Below are 17,387 nucleotides of genomic sequence, written 5' to 3'. Positions count from 1 at the left end.
ATACACTATGAAAATTCGATTGACCGCCTTATTTATTCTTGTTTTAAGTCATATTACACTACATGCACAAGAGTTTGAGTATGAACTTGGTGAAGTTACTAAAGAAGAACTAGCACAAGAGAGTCATCCTATTGATAAGGATGCTCCTGCTGCAATTTTATTCAGTAAAGCCGAAACTTACATGGTTTATTCAGAAAGAGATGGCTTTGACCTGATTACTGAGGTGGATATGAAAATTAAGATATATAATAAAGATGGTTATGACTGGGCAAATAAATCGATACGATTTTATGACCCAGGTTCTAATAGAGAAGAAGTAGATGTATCTAAGGCTTATACTTATAACTTAGAGGATGGTAGTATAAAAAGAACAAAACTAAAAAAAGAAGGAAAGTTTACAGAAGATGTAAATAAGTACTGGAAACGTGAAAAAATTGTAATGCCAGATGTAAAAGAGGGTAGTATAATAGAGTATAGATATAAAATTAAATCACCTCATATTAGCTCTTTTCCAGAATGGCGTTTTCAAGAGGGGATACCTGTAGATCACTCTAAATATGTAACTAAAATACCCGAATATTTTACTTATACCCCAAATTTTAGAGGGTATCATATGCCTAAAGTTACCCAAGGAAAAGCTAACAGAAGTATTAGTAGTACAAGTAAGCAAAGAAGAGAGAATCAAACTACTACATTTAGTACTAGTAAGATAGATTATATAGAGGCTATAACAACCTATGAGTTTGAAAACCTCCCAGCAATGAAAGAGGAAGCTTTTGTAAACAATATAGACAACTATACTGCAAGTATAGAGCATGAAATAACTATGATAAAATACCCTAATTCACCGTTAAAGTCTTTTTCGGCAACTTGGGAAGATGTAGCAAAATCTATTTATGATAATGATGATTTTGGTAATGAGTTAAAGAAAACAGGATATTTTGAAGAGGATGTAGATGCATTACTTTCAGGACTAAATACTCCGGAAGAAAAAATAAATGCGCTATATTATTATGTAAGAGATAATATGAATTGGAATGATTATTACGGATATTCATGCCAAGAGGGCGTAAGAAAAGCATATAAAGAGAAGGTAGGTAATATAGCCGATATTAACCTGATGCTTACCTCTATGCTTCGGTATGTAGGTTTAGAGGCAAACCCTGTTTTGGTTACCACCCGCTCGAGCAAAATAGCTTTATACCCTAATAGGGATGCATTTAACTACGTGATTGCAGCAGTACAACTAAATAATAAAACAATATTATTAGATGCTACATCAAAATCTGCCATGCCAAATATATTGCCTATTAGAGCCGTTAACTGGTTAGGGAGGCTTATAAAAAAAGGTGGTATTTCTAATGAAGTTACATTGTTACCTACTACACCATCTATAGAGTCTATAAGTCTTATGGCAACATTAGATACTGAAGGGAAACTAACAGGACAGTTAAAAGACCAATATTATGACTATAATGCTTATACTTTTAGAGAGCGTTATAATGGTCTAAGCGAACAGAGTCATATAGAAAAAATAGAGAAAAAATATAATGGAATTACGGTAGAAAACTATGAGATAGCTAATGCAAATATCTTTGGAAAACCTATTGAAGAACGATATGAGTTTATTCATACAAATGCTAATATCGATGTAATAGGCGATAAAATGTATATTAGCCCTATGCTTTTTCTTACTCAAAGTGAAAATCCGTTTAAACAAGAAAAGCGCGAATATCCGATAGATTTTATATATCCTCGTCAAGACAGATATATGATTAGTATAACATTACCAGAAGGATATACAGTAGAATCGGTTCCTCAAGCTGTTTCATTAGCAATGGAACAAAATATAGGTAGTTTTAATTATAATGTTATAGTTAATAATAATCGAATAATGCTAAGAGCTATGCTTGAGCTTAACTATGCATCTATACCACAAGATTTTTATCCTACGGTAAAGGACTTTTTCCAGAAAATGATAGAAAAACAAACTGAAAAAATTATTATTACTAAAAATAAATAAATGAAAAATATCTCATTATTAATAGCCTTTCTTTTATTGTCGCTAAACACTTTTGCTCAGAAATTTGAACTAGGTAAAGTAAGTGTTGATGAGTTAAAAGAAACAAGTCATAAAACAGACCCGTCAGCTCCTGCTGCAATTTTATACAAAAAAGGATTTACTCGTTTTGATTTTAATAATTCGGGAGATTGGATAATTGTTACTGATGTAGAGGTAAGGGTTAAAATCTATACTAAAGAAGGCTATAGTTATGCCAATGTAGAAGTGCCTTATTATACTAAAGGTATGGATAAAGAAGAAGTTGTATTTACAGATGCCGTTACCTATAACCTAGACGGGAACAAAATAGAAAAAACAAAACTAAAAAATGAAGGAGAGTTTAAAGAAGATTATACCGTTAATTGGCATATAAAGAAAATTACTTTACCTGCTGTAAAAGAAGGCTCTGTAATAGAATATCACTATCAAATAAGATCTCCTTTTAAAAGAAGTATTCCTACATGGTATTTTCAGGGGAAATTGCCTATTAATAATATAAAATATACTGTAAAAATACCTCAGTATTTTATTTACAATAGAATATTGAGTCCTTATATTCCGATAAAGGAAGAAGAAGATACCAGTAAAGAAACAAAGGTGTTTAGTAGTTCTAACACCAAAGGAGGCTATGGCAGAAAAAGCTCGGTACTTAAAAATGAAGTAGGTACAGTAACTTATTATGAAATAGAGAAAACATACAGTACAGAGAATGTTCCTGCATTACAAGATGAGCATTATGTAGATAATATAGAGAATTACCTTTCTTTTGTAAAGCATGAGCTTTCTAAAACTCATTTTCCTAACCAACAAGAAAAAAAGTATGCTTCGGACTGGGATGCTATTGTAAAAACAATTTATAACGATGAAAATTTTGGTAGAGAGCTTGATGAAAAAGATTATTTTGAAGATGATATAAAAACACTTATAAACGAAACAAATACTACAAGAGGTGAGCTTATTACCACTATATATAACTATGTGAGAGATAGAATGGCGTTTAATGAACAATATAGATATGAGTGTGTAGATGGTGTAAAGAAAGCCTACGAAAGTAAAACGGGAAATGTTGCCGAGATAAACTTGATGTTGGTTGCTATGTTGCGTTATGCAGGACTTAATGCCAATCCTGTATTATTAAGTACACGTGCTAACGGACATGTCTCTTTTGTTAATAGGACAGAGTTTAACTATGTTGTTGCAGGTTTAGAGTCACAAAACGGTATTATGTTTTTAGATGCTACTTCAAAAAATGGAGTACCAGGTTTATTACCAATACGAGCTCTAAATGTAACGGGAAGAGTAATAAGAGAAAACCTTTCGTCTGCACAAGTATTAGTTACTCCAGTCATAAATTCGGTAGAAAATACTGTTGTTATGGCAAACCTTAATAGCAACGGTAGCATAGATGGGCAAATAAGAGTACAGTATTTTGATTATAATGCTTATGTATTTAGAGAAGCATATCTTAATGTTAACCAGGATAACTACCTTTCAGGGTTAGAAAAAAAATTGGGTAATGCAATAGTATCTGATTATAAACTCACTAATGATAAAGAGTATGATAAACCTATTATAGAAGGTTTCTCTTTTCAAAATAATGCTGGCGCAGATGTAATAGGCGATAAAATATACCTTTCGCCAATGTTGTTCTATACAATGAAAGAAAACCCTTTTAAACAAGAAAAACGAGCCTATCCAGTAGATTTTATTTATCCACGCCAAGACAGGTATAATATTAGTATTACGATACCAGATGGTTATGAGGTAGAATCGTTACCAGAGTCAGCAACGGTAGCTATGGATGGCAATATTTGTACATTCCGTTTTAATATTGCACAAAGAGGTAATCAAATACAAATGGTAATAAATAACGATATTAATGTAGGAAGATTAAACCCAGAATACTACAGTGACTTAAAATCGTTTTTCAATGATGTTTTTGTAAAACAAAACGAGAAAATAGTACTTAAAAAAGTATAGAAAGTTAAAGCTTGTTTAAATGTATTTTAAAGTCGTTATTACTTGTTTTGTATTATTTATACACTCTAATGTTTTTGCACAGGAGTTTAAATTAGGTGAAGTGAGTAGGGAAGAGCTGGAACAGAAATCGCACCCCGATGACCCCGATGCCCCTGCTGCCATCTTGTTTCGAAGTGGTAATACCTCTTTTATATTAGATGGAGATAGAAATTTATATATGATTACAAAGGTAGACACCCGTATAAAAATTTATACAAAAGAAGGCTATGAATATGCTACAGATAAGCTTGTATATTATACGGGAGGTAGAAGAATAAGAGCGTATTATTCTAAAGCATGTACCTATAATCTTGTCAATGGCGAAATTGATAAAACAAAATTAAAAGAAGAAGGAGAGTTTGATGAAAAAATAGTTGAAGATTTTTATGCTAAAAAAATAACTCTTCCCAATGTAAAAGAAGGTAGCGTAATAGAATATAGATATACTATAAAAACGCCTTATCATACTAATATAAGAGATTGGCATTTTCAATATGACATACCGGCAAATTATGTAAGCTATAAGTCATCTATACCCTCGTGCTTTGTTTTTAATACACTCTTATATGGTTATATTGATGTAGATAAATCAGAATCTAAATTGATTCGAGGTGTTACTAAATACAATGAGTTTACAACGACATATACCGCAAAAAATGTAAAAGCCTTAAAAGAAGAAGTCTTTGTAAACAATATGGATAATTATCGCTCTACATTAAAGCATGAACTGGCATTAACGCAATTTGACGGAGAACAGGAGAAGCATTATTCAACAACATGGGAAGCAGTTGCAAAGAAAATATATGAGGATGATGATTTTGGAAAAGAATTAAAACGTGACTCTTATTTTGAAGATGATTTGTCAGTGCTTTTATCAGGTTTACAAACTCCTGAAAAGAAAATAGAGGTTGTTTTCAACTATGTTAAATCAAGAATGAATTGGAATGAAGAAAGCCGTTATTATTGTAAGGAAGGTGTAAAGAAAGCCTATGAAAACAAAGTAGGTAATGCTGCTGAAATTAACCTTATGCTTACTGCTATGCTACGTTATGCAGGATTTGATGCTAACCCAGTACTTGTGAGTACTCGTTCTAACGGTATTATTGCTTACCCTAGTATGAATGGTTTTAACTATGTGATTTCATCTGTGAGTATAAATGATACTTTAATTTTATTAGATGCGACTAGTAAATACACAGCTCTAGGTATATTACCTAAACGAGCATTAAACTGGAAAGGGAGACTGATAAAAAAGGATGGCTCTAATGCTGAAATTGACCTTTTACCTACCAAAAAATCGCTGGAATCTGTTATTATTACTGCCGATTTATCTCCCGAAGGAAATATCTTGGGGAAAACACGACATACTTATTTCGACTCTTATGCTTACAATTTCCGCGAAGCAAATAAAGATATTAATGAAGAAAACTATATTGCTGAAATTGAGAAAAATTATAATAATATTACCGTAAGCGGTTTTACTATATCAAATGTAAATGATGTGTCAAAACCGATTAATGAGCAATATAGTTTTACAAGCAGTAGTCAAGTAGAGTTTATAGGAGATAAAATATATTTTAACCCTTTACTGTTTCATACAGTTGAAGAAAATCCTTTTAAGCAAGAAAAACGTGAATATCCAATTGACTTTGTTTTTCCAGTATTACAAAAAAAAATGGTAATTATAAATCTTCCAGAAGGATACACAGTAGCATCATTGCCAGAACCCGTAAATATAGAAATGGAGCAAAACATAGGTAGATTTAAATATAATATTGCAGTTATAAATAATCAATTGCAAATCTCAACCCTGTTTTTAATAAATTATGCTAATATACATCAGGAATATTATTATACATTAAAGGATTTTTATCGTAATATGATAGAAAAACAAAATGAAAAGGTAGTACTTAAAAAAGTAAAATAATGGATATAAAAAATGCACAACAGGAAGTAGATAATTGGATAAAAGAGCATGGTGTGCGTTACTTTAACGAGCTCACCAATATGGCACAGCTTACAGAAGAGGTAGGCGAAGTGGCACGCATTATAGCACGTAGGTATGGAGAGCAAAGTGAAAAAGAGAGTGATAAAAATAAAGATTTAGGAGAAGAACTTGCTGATGTAGTGTTTGTAGTACTTTGTCTTGCCAACCAAACAGGAGTAAACCTGCAAGAAGCTTTTGATAAAAAACTTGATTTAAAAACAAAACGCGATCACGACAGGCATCATAACAACGATAAGTTGAAATAGTTTTTTACTTTTGAGGTAAATAATATCTTTTATGGATATAAAGTTAAGTTTAATAAAAGTCATACGTACTGAGAGGCTGACATTGTCAGGTAGCAAGTCTGAAACCAATAGACTTTTATTATTACAGGCACTTTTTCCAGAAATTGCTATTAAAAACATATCAGATTCTGATGATAGTACTGTAATGCAACAAGCGCTTAACAGTAGTAGCAATGTTATAGATGTACACCATGCAGGTACAACCATGCGATTTCTTACGGCCTACTATGCCATACAAGAGGGTAGGGGGGTGACTTTAACAGGTTCTAAACGGATGCAGCAACGCCCAATAGGTGTTTTGGTAGAAGCATTACGGAATTTGGGAGCTGATATAACCTATATTGAGAAAGAAGGTTACCCGCCGCTAAAAATAACAGGTAAAAAAATAACTAAAAGCAAGGTTAGTATCAATGCTAATGTAAGCAGCCAGTACATAACAGCATTATTATTAATAGCTCCAAAGTTAGAAAATGGTCTCGAAATTACTCTTCAAGGAGAAGTTACATCATTACCCTATATAAAAATGACACTTGCGTTACTTAACGAAACAGAGATTAAGGCAAGTATGGATAGAAACGTTATCAAGGTACAGCCAAAAACTAAAAACAAAATACCTATAAGTCTTATAGTGGAAAGCGACTGGAGTTCAGCTTCTTATTTTTATGCTATTGTTGCTTTGTCACCATTAGGTAGTATGTTAACGCTATCATCATTTAAAGAAAAAAGCCTTCAGGGTGATACTGCATTGGTAGATATTTATGATCATTTAGGGGTTACTACTACTTTTATTGACAATGCTATCACGTTAAGAAAAGCTAGTGTCCACGAACTATCAACTATTAATTTAGCATTGAATAATACCCCAGATATTGCCCAAACTATAGCGGTTACCTGTTTTGGTTTAGGTATAGAGTGTCATCTTACAGGGCTTCATACACTAAAAATAAAAGAAACTGACAGGCTCGAAGCACTAAAAACAGAACTCAAAAAGTTTGGCGCTAAAATTACAGTAACTCATGATAGTCTTACATTAAAAAAGTTTATGGATAGCCTACCTGTAAATAAAGAAGTTACTGTAGCCACTTATAATGATCATCGAATGGCTATGGCTTTTGCACCACTAGCATTAAAAACGCCCATTATTATTCAGGATGCCGAAGTAGTTTCTAAATCCTATCCTGCTTTTTGGGATGATCTTAAAAAGGTTGGATTTACGATTAATAGGCTGTAAAAAAAATCTGAACACTTACTTTTCATGCTACTGATGATATATTATAATAAATATATTGCAAAACACTTGACAACGCCTGCTTTACAGTAGTATATTTGCAGTCAGTTAAAATGGCGTGCTTATTCCGCTGAAATTAAACATATACACATGAAATTATCAAACTTCAATTTCAACTTGCCTAATGAATTACTTGCAGAGTTTCCTGCTGAGAGTAGAGATGAGGCACGCTTGATGGTAATAAACAGGAAAACAAAAACAATAGAGCACAAGTTGTTCAAAGATGTATTAGATTATTTTGATGAGGGCGATGTTATGGTACTTAACAATACCAAAGTATTCCCTGCACGTCTATACGGAAATAAAGAAAAGACTGGAGCGAGAATAGAAGTTTTCTTACTTAGAGAATTAAATGCCGAACAACGCCTTTGGGATGTATTAGTAGATCCAGCTAGAAAAATAAGAATTGGTAACAAACTTTATTTTGGCGAAGACGATTCATTAGTAGCAGAGGTAATAGATAATACAACATCACGCGGAAGAACATTACGTTTCTTGTATGATGGGTCTTATGAAGAGTTTAGAGCTAAACTTACAGAGCTAGGCGAAACACCTATACCAAAATATATTAGTAGAGATGTAACACCTGAAGATGCAGAACGTTACCAAACAATATATGCTAAAGAAGAAGGGGCTGTTGCAGCACCTACTGCTGGACTTCACTTTTCTAAGCACTTATTAAAAAGGCTTGAGATAAAAGGAGTCGATTTTGCAGAGGTTACATTACACGTTGGTTTAGGTACATTTAACCCTGTTGAAGTAGAAGATTTGTCTAAACATAAAATGGACTCTGAAGAACTTATCATTAACCAAGAGGCATGTGATATTGTAAATAATGCAAAATCAGCAAAGAGAAGAATATGTGCTGTAGGTACTACCTCTATGCGTGCTATGGAAAGTTCTGTTTCTTCGCAACATACTTTAAATCCTTATGTAGGATGGACTAATAAATTTATTTTCCCTCCTTACGATTTTAGTATTGCCGATTGTATGATAACAAACTTCCATACACCAAAATCTACATTGTTAATGATGATTTCTGCATTTATGGGTCACGATCTTATGCGTGAAGCCTATGATGAGGCAGTAAAAGAAAAATATCGCTTTTATACCTATGGCGATGCAATGTTAATATTGTAAGTTTTTAAAAAATTATATAAAAATCCTGCCGTAAAGGCGGGATTTTTTGTTTTATTCCTTTTTTTATTTCCTTATTTTTACATCCAACAAACAAACAACGATGGATTTTAAGAATACACGCGAATTTGCACAGCAACTTGATGCACAAGATAAACTGGCTAAGTATCGGGATGAATTTAACTTTCCGCATATAAACGGCAAGCAAGTAATTTATTTTACAGGAAACTCGTTAGGGTTACAACCCAAAAGAACAAAAGCCTATGTAGATGAGGTAATGAACGACTGGGCTAAACTTGCTGTAGAAGGACATTTTTTTGCCGATAAACCTTGGTGGGATTACCATGAGCGTTTTGCACAACCACTAAGTAAAGTAGTAGGAGCGTTGCCTAGTGAGGTTACAGTTATGAATACTCTTACGGTAAATTTACATTTGTTAATGGTTAGTTTTTATAACCCTAAACCCAATAGATATAAAATTATTTGCGAAGAAAAAGCCTTTCCTAGCGACCAGTACATGATAAAAAGTCAAGTGCATTTTCATGGATATGATCCTGATGATGCCATTATAGAAATAAAAAGACGAGATGGCGAACATAATATTCGAACAGAAGACGTATTGAATGTTATAAAAGAAGCAGGCGATGAGCTAGCACTTGTTCTTATAGGTGGAGTAAATTACTATACAGGTCAGGTTTTTGATATGGAAACGATAACCAAAGCAGGACAAGAAGCAGGAGCTTATGTAGGCTGGGATTTGGCACATGCTGCGGGTAATATACACCTTGATTTACACAAATGGAATGTAGATTTTGCTGCATGGTGTAGTTATAAATATATGAATTCAGGACCAGGTAATGCATCGGGCGCATTTGTACACGAAATGCATCATAATGATATGGATTTACCACGTTTTGCAGGTTGGTGGGGACATAATAAAGAACGCCGCTTTTTAATGGAGCCACAGTTTGATCCTGTACGTGGTGCAGATGGCTGGCAAATTAGTAACCTACCCATACTATCGCTTGCACCTTATCTAGCTTCGGTAGAAATGTTTGACGAAGTAGGTATGCCTGCATTAATACAGAAAAGAGACCATATAACCTCATATCTTGAATTTATACTACATGAAATTGATAAAGATGTAGATAGTACTTTTGAGATTATAACACCATCTAACCCTAAAGAGAGAGCCTGTCAATTATCAGTATTTTTACATGGAGAGGGTAAAGCATTATTTGATTATTTGATGGAGAATGGTGTAATAACCGACTGGAGAGAGCCAAATGTAATACGACTTGCACCAGTGCCATTATACTGCTCTTATGAAGATATGTATGAGTTTGGTCAGGTATTAAAGAAGGGAATTTTATCGCATAAATAATATAAATAAAGCCAGATAAAATATCTGGCTTTTTAATGCCTATGGACGTATTCTTTTTTTTACTAATAGTTTTTGTTGGAATATTTTTTACTTTTTCTATAATAATAGAACCTATATATACTTTCATTTTTAATAAGCCTGTATATGTTCATTTTTATCCTGTAAAAAAGCAACTAGCTATAGATGAAGTAGCTATATTGCACGAAAATTTTGTATTTTATCAGAAACTTTCACCAAAAAGGCAATCTTATTTTTGTCATAGAGTGGCTGTATTTATAGGTAATTATACTTTTGTAGGTAGAGACGGTCTAGAGGTTACCCAAGAGATGAAGCTGAAAATAGCGGCAACATCGATTATGCTTACTTTCGGGATGCGAAAGTACATACAAAATGTATTCTCGGTAGTTATAGTATATCCAGATGTGTTTTTATCTCGGAGTGGCGATTATCATAAAGGAGAATTTAACCCTTCGGCAAGGGCTGTAGTATTTTCTTGGAGCCATTTTGAAGAAGGATTAGCTTATAATAATGATAATATCAATCTTGGGTTGCATGAGTTCGCCCATGTAGTATATTTCAACTCATTAAGAAAAAGAAGGTTTGGTTCATCATCAATAGTTTATAGTGATATGTTAGATGATGTAATGCGTTATTTGGGTGACTCAAATAACAGAGAAGCATTATTGGCATCGGGTTATCTACGAGATTATGCATATACCAATAAATATGAATTTATGGCTGTATTGCTAGAGCATTTCTTTGAAACACCGGAGGAGTTAAAAGAGCAATTCCCTAAATTATATACTATTGTAAAAGTTATGATTAATTATCGTGAGGGGTAACTCAAGCGGATACATTTTTTAATATGTTTTTTATCTGCTGGTTATGCCTTTGTGTATGATAAATCAAAAAATAAACCAACTCCAGTTTAGTATAGCCTTTAAACGGATTCCAGTCAGGCAGTTCTGGTACTTCCTTTAAGGTGGCCTTTTTTAAAGCCTCCGTTATTGCCAGTCTTAACTCTTTTAGAAGAATTAAAAGTTCTTCTTTGTTATAATGTTTATCTTCAGGTAATATAAATTCTGGCGATTCCATTTTTCTACTAAAATCAAGGAATATGCTTTTAAGCTCTTCGATATTTTTATCGGCTACGCGTTCAGTAACAGGAGCCGGAGCGGTAAATAATTTATCCATTCCCGTTCCTGATTTTAAAAGATGTATACCCGTTTGCGCAGCTGTCCAGCTTCCTTCAAATGGTACCGCATTTAGTTGCGCTTCCTCAGCAGAAGAAAGCAGGGAGATGGTTTCTCCCAGTGCTTCTTCAAGTTCATTAATTATTTTTTGAAACATATTACTATTCGTTTTTGATTAATGATTGATAATCTTTTTATTCTTGAATAATACTCAAGATGTTTCCGGCAGGGTCTTTAAACCATGCAATATGTGGTCCATCACCTCTAAAGATGTTATTAGATTCTGTTTTTAGCTCTTTATAGTCATAGCTTTCAAAAATAACCCCTTTATCTTTTAATGAGGAAACAGCTTCTTCAATATCAGGTACAGGGAAGTTGAGTATGGTAAATGAAGCAGGTTCATGGTTAGGTTTAGGATAAATAATTACAGGGTTACTTTCTTTAATATAAAGCTCCAATATGCCCTCCATACCTCCCTCTTTAACAGTTAGACCAAGAACGTTAGTATAAAATTCTCGTGCTTTTACTATATCATCAACAGAAAAGCTGCTAAATGCTTTTGATTTATTTACCATAGTCTTTATTTTTAGCCTAACAAAGAGCATTTTATTACTGCTGTTGAGCGTTGAAATTAACCATCCACTGTATGCCAAATTTATCTGTAAGCATACCGAAGTAATCTCCCCAAAACATATTATCTATAGGCATAATAACTGTTCCGCCTTCTGATAAGGCTGCAAATATGCTGTCGGCTTCCTTTTTACTTTCTACACTTATACTTAAAGAGGTATTCGTCCCTCCTTTTACCTGTTCCATGTGCGATGGTACATCACTTGCCATTAAGATATTATTGCCAATAGGTAAAGCAATATGCATAATTTTTTCGCCCTCGTTTTCAGCAGGTTTATTTCCTTCCGTATCTACACAGCCATCCATTGGTACATCGGCAGGTACATCTTTAAAGCGCATTAGGGTAGAAAACTCACCGCCAAAAACGCTTTTGTAAAAATTGAAAACTTCTTCGGTGTTTCCGTTAAAGTTTAAATAAGGATTTAATACTTTCATAATGATTAATTTTTTATGGTTATTAATAAATTTATTTTCTTGTATAATGTAAAACAGTTATACCACATGTAAAAGGTTGTACTTCCATTAATGCTAGTTTTTGTGGTACACTAAGTTTTTCAAATATTGGCATACCATTACTGATGGCAGAAGGATTTACAAACAGATAGAAATTATCAATTAACCCTTGATCAATAAGCGAAGAAACAAACTCTCCACCACCGTAAACAATAATATCTCCACCATCCTCAGCTTTAAGTTTATTGATTTTTTCGGTAATATTATTATTGGTAACTACTGTATTTTTCCAGTTTTCCTGATTGCCGATAGTATTAGAAAATACTACTTTATGAGTATCAACCATTTTGTGCGAGAAATCATTTGCAGTTTCAGGATTTTCGGAAAAAGACTGCCAATGCGGAATAAAACCTTCCGCTAGTTTTCTGCCCAGTACTATTGTATCTACAGTTTCATGAAGGCTATTTACATAATTTTTAATGTCGTCCTCCCAGCCCCATTCTAGCCAGTCCATTTCACTGTTAGATCCGGCAATGTAACCATTAACCGACATTTGTACTTGTAGTTTTAGAGTCCTCATGTATTAGCTATTTTTTTCGGTTTTAAAATAAAGTAGTCTATAGAGTATTTACCACTCCCCAGTATAAATACAGGTAAACAAAGCACCATGAAAATAAAGGCGGGTATTTTATCATTAAAAGCATCATTGCCGTGCGCTATAAAATAGGCTACAACCATAGTAATAAAAACAGGTATTACAGAATAGCGTGTGGCAAAGCCAAGTAATATGAATAACCCGCAAAAGAGCTCTGCAAAAATGACCAAATGAAAAGAAAGCTCAGACCCGATACCGATGATATCGCTAAAGTTGGGCAGTATAGTATCATACATTTCAACTTTACCATAGCCAAAATGTACAAGCATACCTCCGAAAAATATTCGTAGTAAAAGATTAGCCATATTTGTACCCATTGATGAAGGTGATAATAGTTTTTTCATAATTATAAATAGTTAATGATTTGTCGTAAAAAATTACGATAAAATTATTTATATTAACTATTTACAAAATTATTTTAAATTGTTTAAGCAGAGGGTTGTTTAAAAAGTCAATTAAGAGGGGTGTTTGAGACAAAAAACTTTTTATATTTGCTTTTCTGTTTATTACTTATTGAATATCATGAAATTAGGTATATTACTTCTCAAGAATCATAGGCTGCTGAGCGTAGCCGCAATGTTAGATGTATTTGAAACAGTAAACGGTTTTTATAAAAAAGAGGGGAAGGAACATCCTTTTGTAATAGAACTCGTATGCCCGCAAGAATACAACCCTGGTAGCTATGCAGGTTATGTGCCTAAGAACACCAATAATGAGGAATGGTATGACCTTATTTTTATTCCTGCATTTAAAGGGGATATGGTTGCAGAATCGATTGAAGCAAATATGTCCTGGATACCTTGGTTACAGCAACAATATAAAAAAGGTGCGGCCATAGCAAGCTATTGTACAGGAGCTTTTTTGTTAGCAGCTACAGGCTTACTGAACGATAAACCTGCAACTACACATATCAATGCTTGGGCTTCTTTTGCCAGATTGTTTCCTAAAGTGCGAGTACAGGAAAAAGCGGTAGTGACCGAACAGGACAAGATATACACCAGTGGCGGAGCAACCAATAGTTTTCATCTGATGATGCTATTACTGGAAGTATATTGTAATAGAGAAGTAGCGATAAAGGCTGCTAAGATTTTTTCGGTAGATATGGATAGAAGTTGCCAGTTGTATTTTGGTTCGTTTGTGCCGATACACGACCATGGTGATGAGCTTGTAAAACAGGTGCAGGATGAGATTAAAAAGAATTTTAGCACTGCCACTACAATAGAAGAAATTATTACCGAAGTACCTGCAAGCAGACGAAATTTAGTAAGACGCTTTAAGCAAGTAACAGGTATAACACCGATAGAATATTTGCAAAAAACTCGTATAGAAGCTGCCAAGCAATTATTAGAAACCTCTAGATACAGTATTATGGAAGTAATGCTAGAATCAGGTTATAATGATTTAAAAGCATTTCGTTCTTTGTTTAAAAGAAATGTAGGAATGACCCCCAAAATGTACAGGGAAAAATTTAGCGGACAAGTGGTGTAATAGCTAATACTGTTTAAGCAATTCTTTTAATTGGCTGTTTTTCAATAAGCCATTGTATATACCCAGTACTTCATATTTTGAAGATAATAGTACCCAGCAAGGATAGGAGTTATTTCCCTTTGTTAGATATTCAGTTAACTCATGATATCCGTTATTTGCCCCATGTGGTATATAGTCATACTCTTTCTTGTTGAATATTATGGTTTCGGTAGTTTCTCCATTTAGCTTAATATAGTAGCAGGAGTTTTTAAGCAAGTCCTGCAACGTTACGTCTTTCTCAATTTTCTTATCCTGTATTTTACATACAGCACACCAGTCGGCATATACTTTTATGAGTATAGGCTTAGGGTTTAATGCTATTTTCTCGGGGAGTGTTTCAAAACTTATAATATATTGCTCCTGCCCGTACATAGTTACGAGTATAAGCAGGAACAATAAACAGTAAACTCTTTTCATCTTAAAATAGATTATAACGAACTCCTAAAAATACTCGTCTTCCCTGTAAAGAAGCATAATTATAGCTTGGGTCGAAGGCGTAACCGTTAGGGTTGTTTACTTCAACATTTTTATCAAAAGGGTCAAACGGACGTAGTATAGGATTATCTGGTATAAAATCTAAAATGTTTTTTATACCGCCATAAAACTCTAGTCCGTAATCAAACTTTTTTGTAGCCTGTATATTTGCGATGCAAAACCAAGGCGAATATTCTGGACGGAAATCATTTGGGAATATAGGTAATCGCATAGGGCCATACCAGTTTCCTGTCAAGTCTATACTATAATTATTGGGTAATTTATATGTTCCTACAAAAGTACCCGACCATTTTGGTGCATGTAGTTGTTGTGTGTGCTCTAATTTTCCACTATCATTTTCTTCCATCTGAAAAACATCCATATATGATATTCCTGCTAGGATTTTTAATGGAAAAGTAAAGGTAGCATCTATATTTAATGATACTCCTTGCGATATAGCATGCCCACGCAGGTTATCATAAATAATTTTATTAGGGTCACTATCAAAATCGCCTACAATTTTGTTGGTAAAGTAGGAGTAGAATCCTGTAATATCAAAATTAAGCATATAGCTATCCGTAGGCACTTTCAGCACATAGTTAAGATTACCATTAAACGAGCGTTCAGGGTTAAGTTTTTCGGCAATAACTACTTCACGTGCTCCAGTAAGTGCAGCATGGTCTTCGGTAAAAAGGTTTACTACTCTAAACCCAGTACCAAAACTGGCACGGATAGTATTATTAGTATTAGGCGCAAATTTATAAGCTACTCTTGGCGAGTGTACTGCTCCGTGGTTCTTGTCATAGTCAAAACGATATCCCCCAAGCAATTTATGCTTTTTGTTAAGAGTCCATTCATCTTGTATAAAAATACCAGGTAATGGTGTTTCGGCAGGTTTGTTACTTAATCCGTCTGCCGATGCTGTTGCAGGTGTGTTATCGTCATATATAGTGTAGCGCATAGATGCTCCTACAAGCAGGCTGTGAGCATCGTTTAAAGGTTTATCCCAGTACGTTTGTACAAAAGCTACCTGTTGGGTTGCCATATAAGGAGTGTTACCATACCATGAGTTTTGGTCGTGCCAATTATAAGAGAACTGTGTAAAAATTCGCTCAGAAGTAGGGAGCTGATATAACCCTATTAATTCGGCACGTTTGGTATAAATACTCTCACCATATATGCTGTCGCTACCGCGCCATTGTTTATCCCAGTTCATTTCGCCTCCCCAGCGGTCTTCATATACATAACGAGCTGCCACACTTGCCGCACGATTTTCTTTTCGTTCAAAATTCCATTTATTAAAGACTGATATTCGATTTTGTAGAGTTAGGTCGGTAAAATTATCACCGTTATTATCAATACGGCTGTTGTAGTTAAAATAGTTTACACCTATTAATGATGTAGCTTTTCCTGCATTTATTTTCCCAGCTACATCTACACTTAGTTCGCCCCAACTTGTTAGGAAACTGTCTGCACTTATCACGGGGGCTTTATATGGGCTTTTGGTAATTACGTTAATAATACCGCCCATAGCTTCTGAGCCGTATAGTGATGATGCAGGACCTTTTACCACCTCTATACGTTCTACCATACTGTTAGGTATTCCGTTTAGCCCATATACAGTAGATAGCGCACTTACTATAGGCATACCGTCTATCAATATCAAGGTATAAGGACCTTCCATTCCGTTAATGTGTATATCCCCTGTGTTACACACGTTACAGTTAAGTTGCGGTTGCACACCGTTTACCATTCCTACTGATTCGAACAGGCTGGCAGTAGGGTTCTTTTTAAATAGTTTAGGAGTTATGATCTCTACAGGAACAGGGCTTTCGGTTCGGCTAATCTCTTTCATCGTTCCCGTTATTACCACTTCATCTAGTGCCATGTTGTCTTCCTGTAGTTTTATATTGAGGGTTACAGGAGAAGTTGAATTTATCTTTATTTTCTTTTTTTCAGTTCTGAAACCTATAAAGTTAAAAACTACTTGATGTGTACCAAAGGGTATATTCTTTATTTCATAACTACCATTTTCATCGGCAGCTATCATGATTTTTAATTGTGGTATAGATACAGTAACTGCGGGTACAGCTTCTCCGTTACTTGTTATTTTGCCTTTAATATTTCCATTTTGAGAAAAGGCTATACCACTTATAAGTAAGATAAATATGTAATATGTTTTCATGTCTAATTTTATTATTAGTTATACAAAAGTATATATTTAGGTTTGTCTAAAAAAATATTTAAGTCATTATTTATTTTTAATAAAAATT

Annotated in this window: 16 protein-coding genes; 9 read left to right on the top strand and 7 right to left on the bottom strand. The window is 33.9% G+C overall.

Going from position 1 to position 17,387, the window contains the following annotated elements; genetic code table 11:
• Nucleotides 1–7: 7 nt before the first annotated feature.
• From DVK85_RS03220 to DVK85_RS03185, 8 genes are all read left to right on the top strand, one after another.
• Complete coding sequence (locus DVK85_RS03220; RefSeq protein ID WP_114677051.1) at nucleotides 8–2,023, top strand: DUF3857 and transglutaminase domain-containing protein; 2,016 nt, start codon at nucleotides 8–10, stop codon at nucleotides 2,021–2,023.
• The gene (locus DVK85_RS03215) at nucleotides 2,024–4,042 is read left to right on the top strand and encodes a transglutaminase domain-containing protein (RefSeq protein WP_114677050.1); all 2,019 of its coding nucleotides are present in this window, start codon (nucleotides 2,024–2,026) and stop codon (nucleotides 4,040–4,042) included. It abuts the gene before it with no gap.
• A 19-nt stretch (nucleotides 4,043–4,061) separates the two neighbouring features.
• On the top strand, nucleotides 4,062–6,008 hold the full coding sequence (locus DVK85_RS03210) for a transglutaminase domain-containing protein (protein ID WP_114677049.1): 1,947 nt from the start codon (nucleotides 4,062–4,064) through the stop codon (nucleotides 6,006–6,008).
• Nucleotides 6,008–6,334: a nucleotide pyrophosphohydrolase gene (locus DVK85_RS03205; protein ID WP_114677048.1), complete on the top strand. Its 327-nt coding sequence runs from the start codon at nucleotides 6,008–6,010 to the stop codon at nucleotides 6,332–6,334. The genes DVK85_RS03210 and DVK85_RS03205 overlap by 1 nt, the downstream gene beginning before the upstream one ends.
• Nucleotides 6,335–6,365: 31 nt before the next feature.
• A complete protein-coding gene (locus tag DVK85_RS03200; protein ID WP_114677047.1) occupies nucleotides 6,366–7,604 on the top strand; it encodes a 3-phosphoshikimate 1-carboxyvinyltransferase in 1,239 nt (412 codons plus the stop codon).
• A 147-nt stretch (nucleotides 7,605–7,751) separates the two neighbouring features.
• The gene (queA, locus tag DVK85_RS03195) at nucleotides 7,752–8,801 is read left to right on the top strand and encodes a tRNA preQ1(34) S-adenosylmethionine ribosyltransferase-isomerase QueA (RefSeq protein WP_114677046.1); all 1,050 of its coding nucleotides are present in this window, start codon (nucleotides 7,752–7,754) and stop codon (nucleotides 8,799–8,801) included.
• A gap of 100 nt (nucleotides 8,802–8,901) precedes the next feature.
• Nucleotides 8,902–10,182 (top strand): kynureninase, encoded by a 1,281-nt coding sequence (gene kynU, locus DVK85_RS03190; protein WP_114677045.1) that lies wholly within the window; start codon nucleotides 8,902–8,904, stop codon nucleotides 10,180–10,182.
• 35 nt (nucleotides 10,183–10,217) lie between these two features.
• Entirely contained in the window at nucleotides 10,218–11,024 is an 807-nt protein-coding gene (locus tag DVK85_RS03185) for a zinc-dependent peptidase (protein ID WP_114677044.1), read from the top strand.
• A 1-nt stretch (nucleotide 11,025) separates the two neighbouring features.
• Here the strand turns inward: DVK85_RS03185 and DVK85_RS03180 are convergent, their stop codons facing one another.
• The 5 genes from DVK85_RS03180 to DVK85_RS03160 are packed head-to-tail and all read right to left on the bottom strand — an operon-like array spanning nucleotide 11,026 to nucleotide 13,457.
• A complete protein-coding gene (locus DVK85_RS03180; protein WP_114677043.1) occupies nucleotides 11,026–11,532 on the bottom strand; it encodes a DinB family protein in 507 nt (168 codons plus the stop codon).
• 37 nt (nucleotides 11,533–11,569) lie between these two features.
• A complete protein-coding gene (locus DVK85_RS03175; RefSeq protein WP_114677042.1) occupies nucleotides 11,570–11,950 on the bottom strand; it encodes a VOC family protein in 381 nt (126 codons plus the stop codon).
• 34 nt (nucleotides 11,951–11,984) lie between these two features.
• Nucleotides 11,985–12,440, bottom strand: a complete 456-nt coding sequence (locus DVK85_RS03170) for a VOC family protein (RefSeq protein WP_114677041.1) — start codon at nucleotides 12,438–12,440, stop codon at nucleotides 11,985–11,987.
• A 31-nt stretch (nucleotides 12,441–12,471) separates the two neighbouring features.
• Nucleotides 12,472–13,038, bottom strand: coding sequence for a dihydrofolate reductase family protein (locus DVK85_RS03165; protein WP_114677040.1), 567 nt, complete (start codon nucleotides 13,036–13,038; stop codon nucleotides 12,472–12,474).
• Entirely contained in the window at nucleotides 13,035–13,457 is a 423-nt protein-coding gene (locus DVK85_RS03160; protein WP_114677039.1) for a DoxX family protein, read from the bottom strand. Before DVK85_RS03160 ends, DVK85_RS03165 begins: the two co-directional genes overlap by 4 nt.
• Before the next feature lie 178 nt (nucleotides 13,458–13,635).
• On the opposite strand from DVK85_RS03160, the gene DVK85_RS03155 reads away from it, so the two are divergent.
• Nucleotides 13,636–14,601 (top strand): GlxA family transcriptional regulator, encoded by a 966-nt coding sequence (locus DVK85_RS03155; protein ID WP_114677038.1) that lies wholly within the window; start codon nucleotides 13,636–13,638, stop codon nucleotides 14,599–14,601.
• Nucleotides 14,602–14,604: 3 nt separating this feature from the next.
• On the opposite strand, the gene DVK85_RS03150 is transcribed toward DVK85_RS03155, so the two are convergent.
• Together DVK85_RS03150 and DVK85_RS03145 are read right to left on the bottom strand one after the other, a co-directional pair.
• Nucleotides 14,605–15,057, bottom strand: coding sequence for a thioredoxin domain-containing protein (locus DVK85_RS03150; RefSeq protein ID WP_127960545.1), 453 nt, complete (start codon nucleotides 15,055–15,057; stop codon nucleotides 14,605–14,607).
• A gap of 1 nt (nucleotide 15,058) precedes the next feature.
• A complete protein-coding gene (locus DVK85_RS03145) occupies nucleotides 15,059–17,299 on the bottom strand; it encodes a TonB-dependent receptor (RefSeq protein WP_114677036.1) in 2,241 nt (746 codons plus the stop codon).
• Between the last annotated feature and the right edge of the window lie 88 nt (nucleotides 17,300–17,387).

Origin of the sequence: Flavobacterium arcticum, assembly GCF_003344925.1 — a bacterium.
Lineage (GTDB): Bacteria > Bacteroidota > Bacteroidia > Flavobacteriales > Flavobacteriaceae > Flavobacterium > Flavobacterium arcticum.
This window is presented reverse-complemented; position numbering and strand designations above follow the sequence as displayed.

What these genes read in the sequence shown, in the direction of transcription:
- DVK85_RS03220 (WP_114677051.1), top strand. Translation starts at nt 8, where the DNA reads ATGAAAATTCGATTGACCGCCTTATTTATTCTTGTTTTAAGTCATATT.
- DVK85_RS03215 (WP_114677050.1), top strand. Translation starts at nt 2,024, where the DNA reads ATGAAAAATATCTCATTATTAATAGCCTTTCTTTTATTGTCGCTAAAC.
- DVK85_RS03210 (WP_114677049.1), top strand. Translation starts at nt 4,062, where the DNA reads ATGTATTTTAAAGTCGTTATTACTTGTTTTGTATTATTTATACACTCT.
- DVK85_RS03205 (WP_114677048.1), top strand. Translation starts at nt 6,008, where the DNA reads ATGGATATAAAAAATGCACAACAGGAAGTAGATAATTGGATAAAAGAG.
- DVK85_RS03200 (WP_114677047.1), top strand. Translation starts at nt 6,366, where the DNA reads ATGGATATAAAGTTAAGTTTAATAAAAGTCATACGTACTGAGAGGCTG.
- queA (WP_114677046.1), top strand. Translation starts at nt 7,752, where the DNA reads ATGAAATTATCAAACTTCAATTTCAACTTGCCTAATGAATTACTTGCA.
- kynU (WP_114677045.1), top strand. Translation starts at nt 8,902, where the DNA reads ATGGATTTTAAGAATACACGCGAATTTGCACAGCAACTTGATGCACAA.
- DVK85_RS03185 (WP_114677044.1), top strand. Translation starts at nt 10,218, where the DNA reads ATGCCTATGGACGTATTCTTTTTTTTACTAATAGTTTTTGTTGGAATA.
- DVK85_RS03180 (WP_114677043.1), bottom strand. Translation starts at nt 11,532, where the DNA reads ATGTTTCAAAAAATAATTAATGAACTTGAAGAAGCACTGGGAGAAACC.
- DVK85_RS03175 (WP_114677042.1), bottom strand. Translation starts at nt 11,950, where the DNA reads ATGGTAAATAAATCAAAAGCATTTAGCAGCTTTTCTGTTGATGATATA.
- DVK85_RS03170 (WP_114677041.1), bottom strand. Translation starts at nt 12,440, where the DNA reads ATGAAAGTATTAAATCCTTATTTAAACTTTAACGGAAACACCGAAGAA.
- DVK85_RS03165 (WP_114677040.1), bottom strand. Translation starts at nt 13,038, where the DNA reads ATGAGGACTCTAAAACTACAAGTACAAATGTCGGTTAATGGTTACATT.
- DVK85_RS03160 (WP_114677039.1), bottom strand. Translation starts at nt 13,457, where the DNA reads ATGAAAAAACTATTATCACCTTCATCAATGGGTACAAATATGGCTAAT.
- DVK85_RS03155 (WP_114677038.1), top strand. Translation starts at nt 13,636, where the DNA reads ATGAAATTAGGTATATTACTTCTCAAGAATCATAGGCTGCTGAGCGTA.
- DVK85_RS03150 (WP_127960545.1), bottom strand. Translation starts at nt 15,057, where the DNA reads ATGAAAAGAGTTTACTGTTTATTGTTCCTGCTTATACTCGTAACTATG.
- DVK85_RS03145 (WP_114677036.1), bottom strand. Translation starts at nt 17,299, where the DNA reads ATGAAAACATATTACATATTTATCTTACTTATAAGTGGTATAGCCTTT.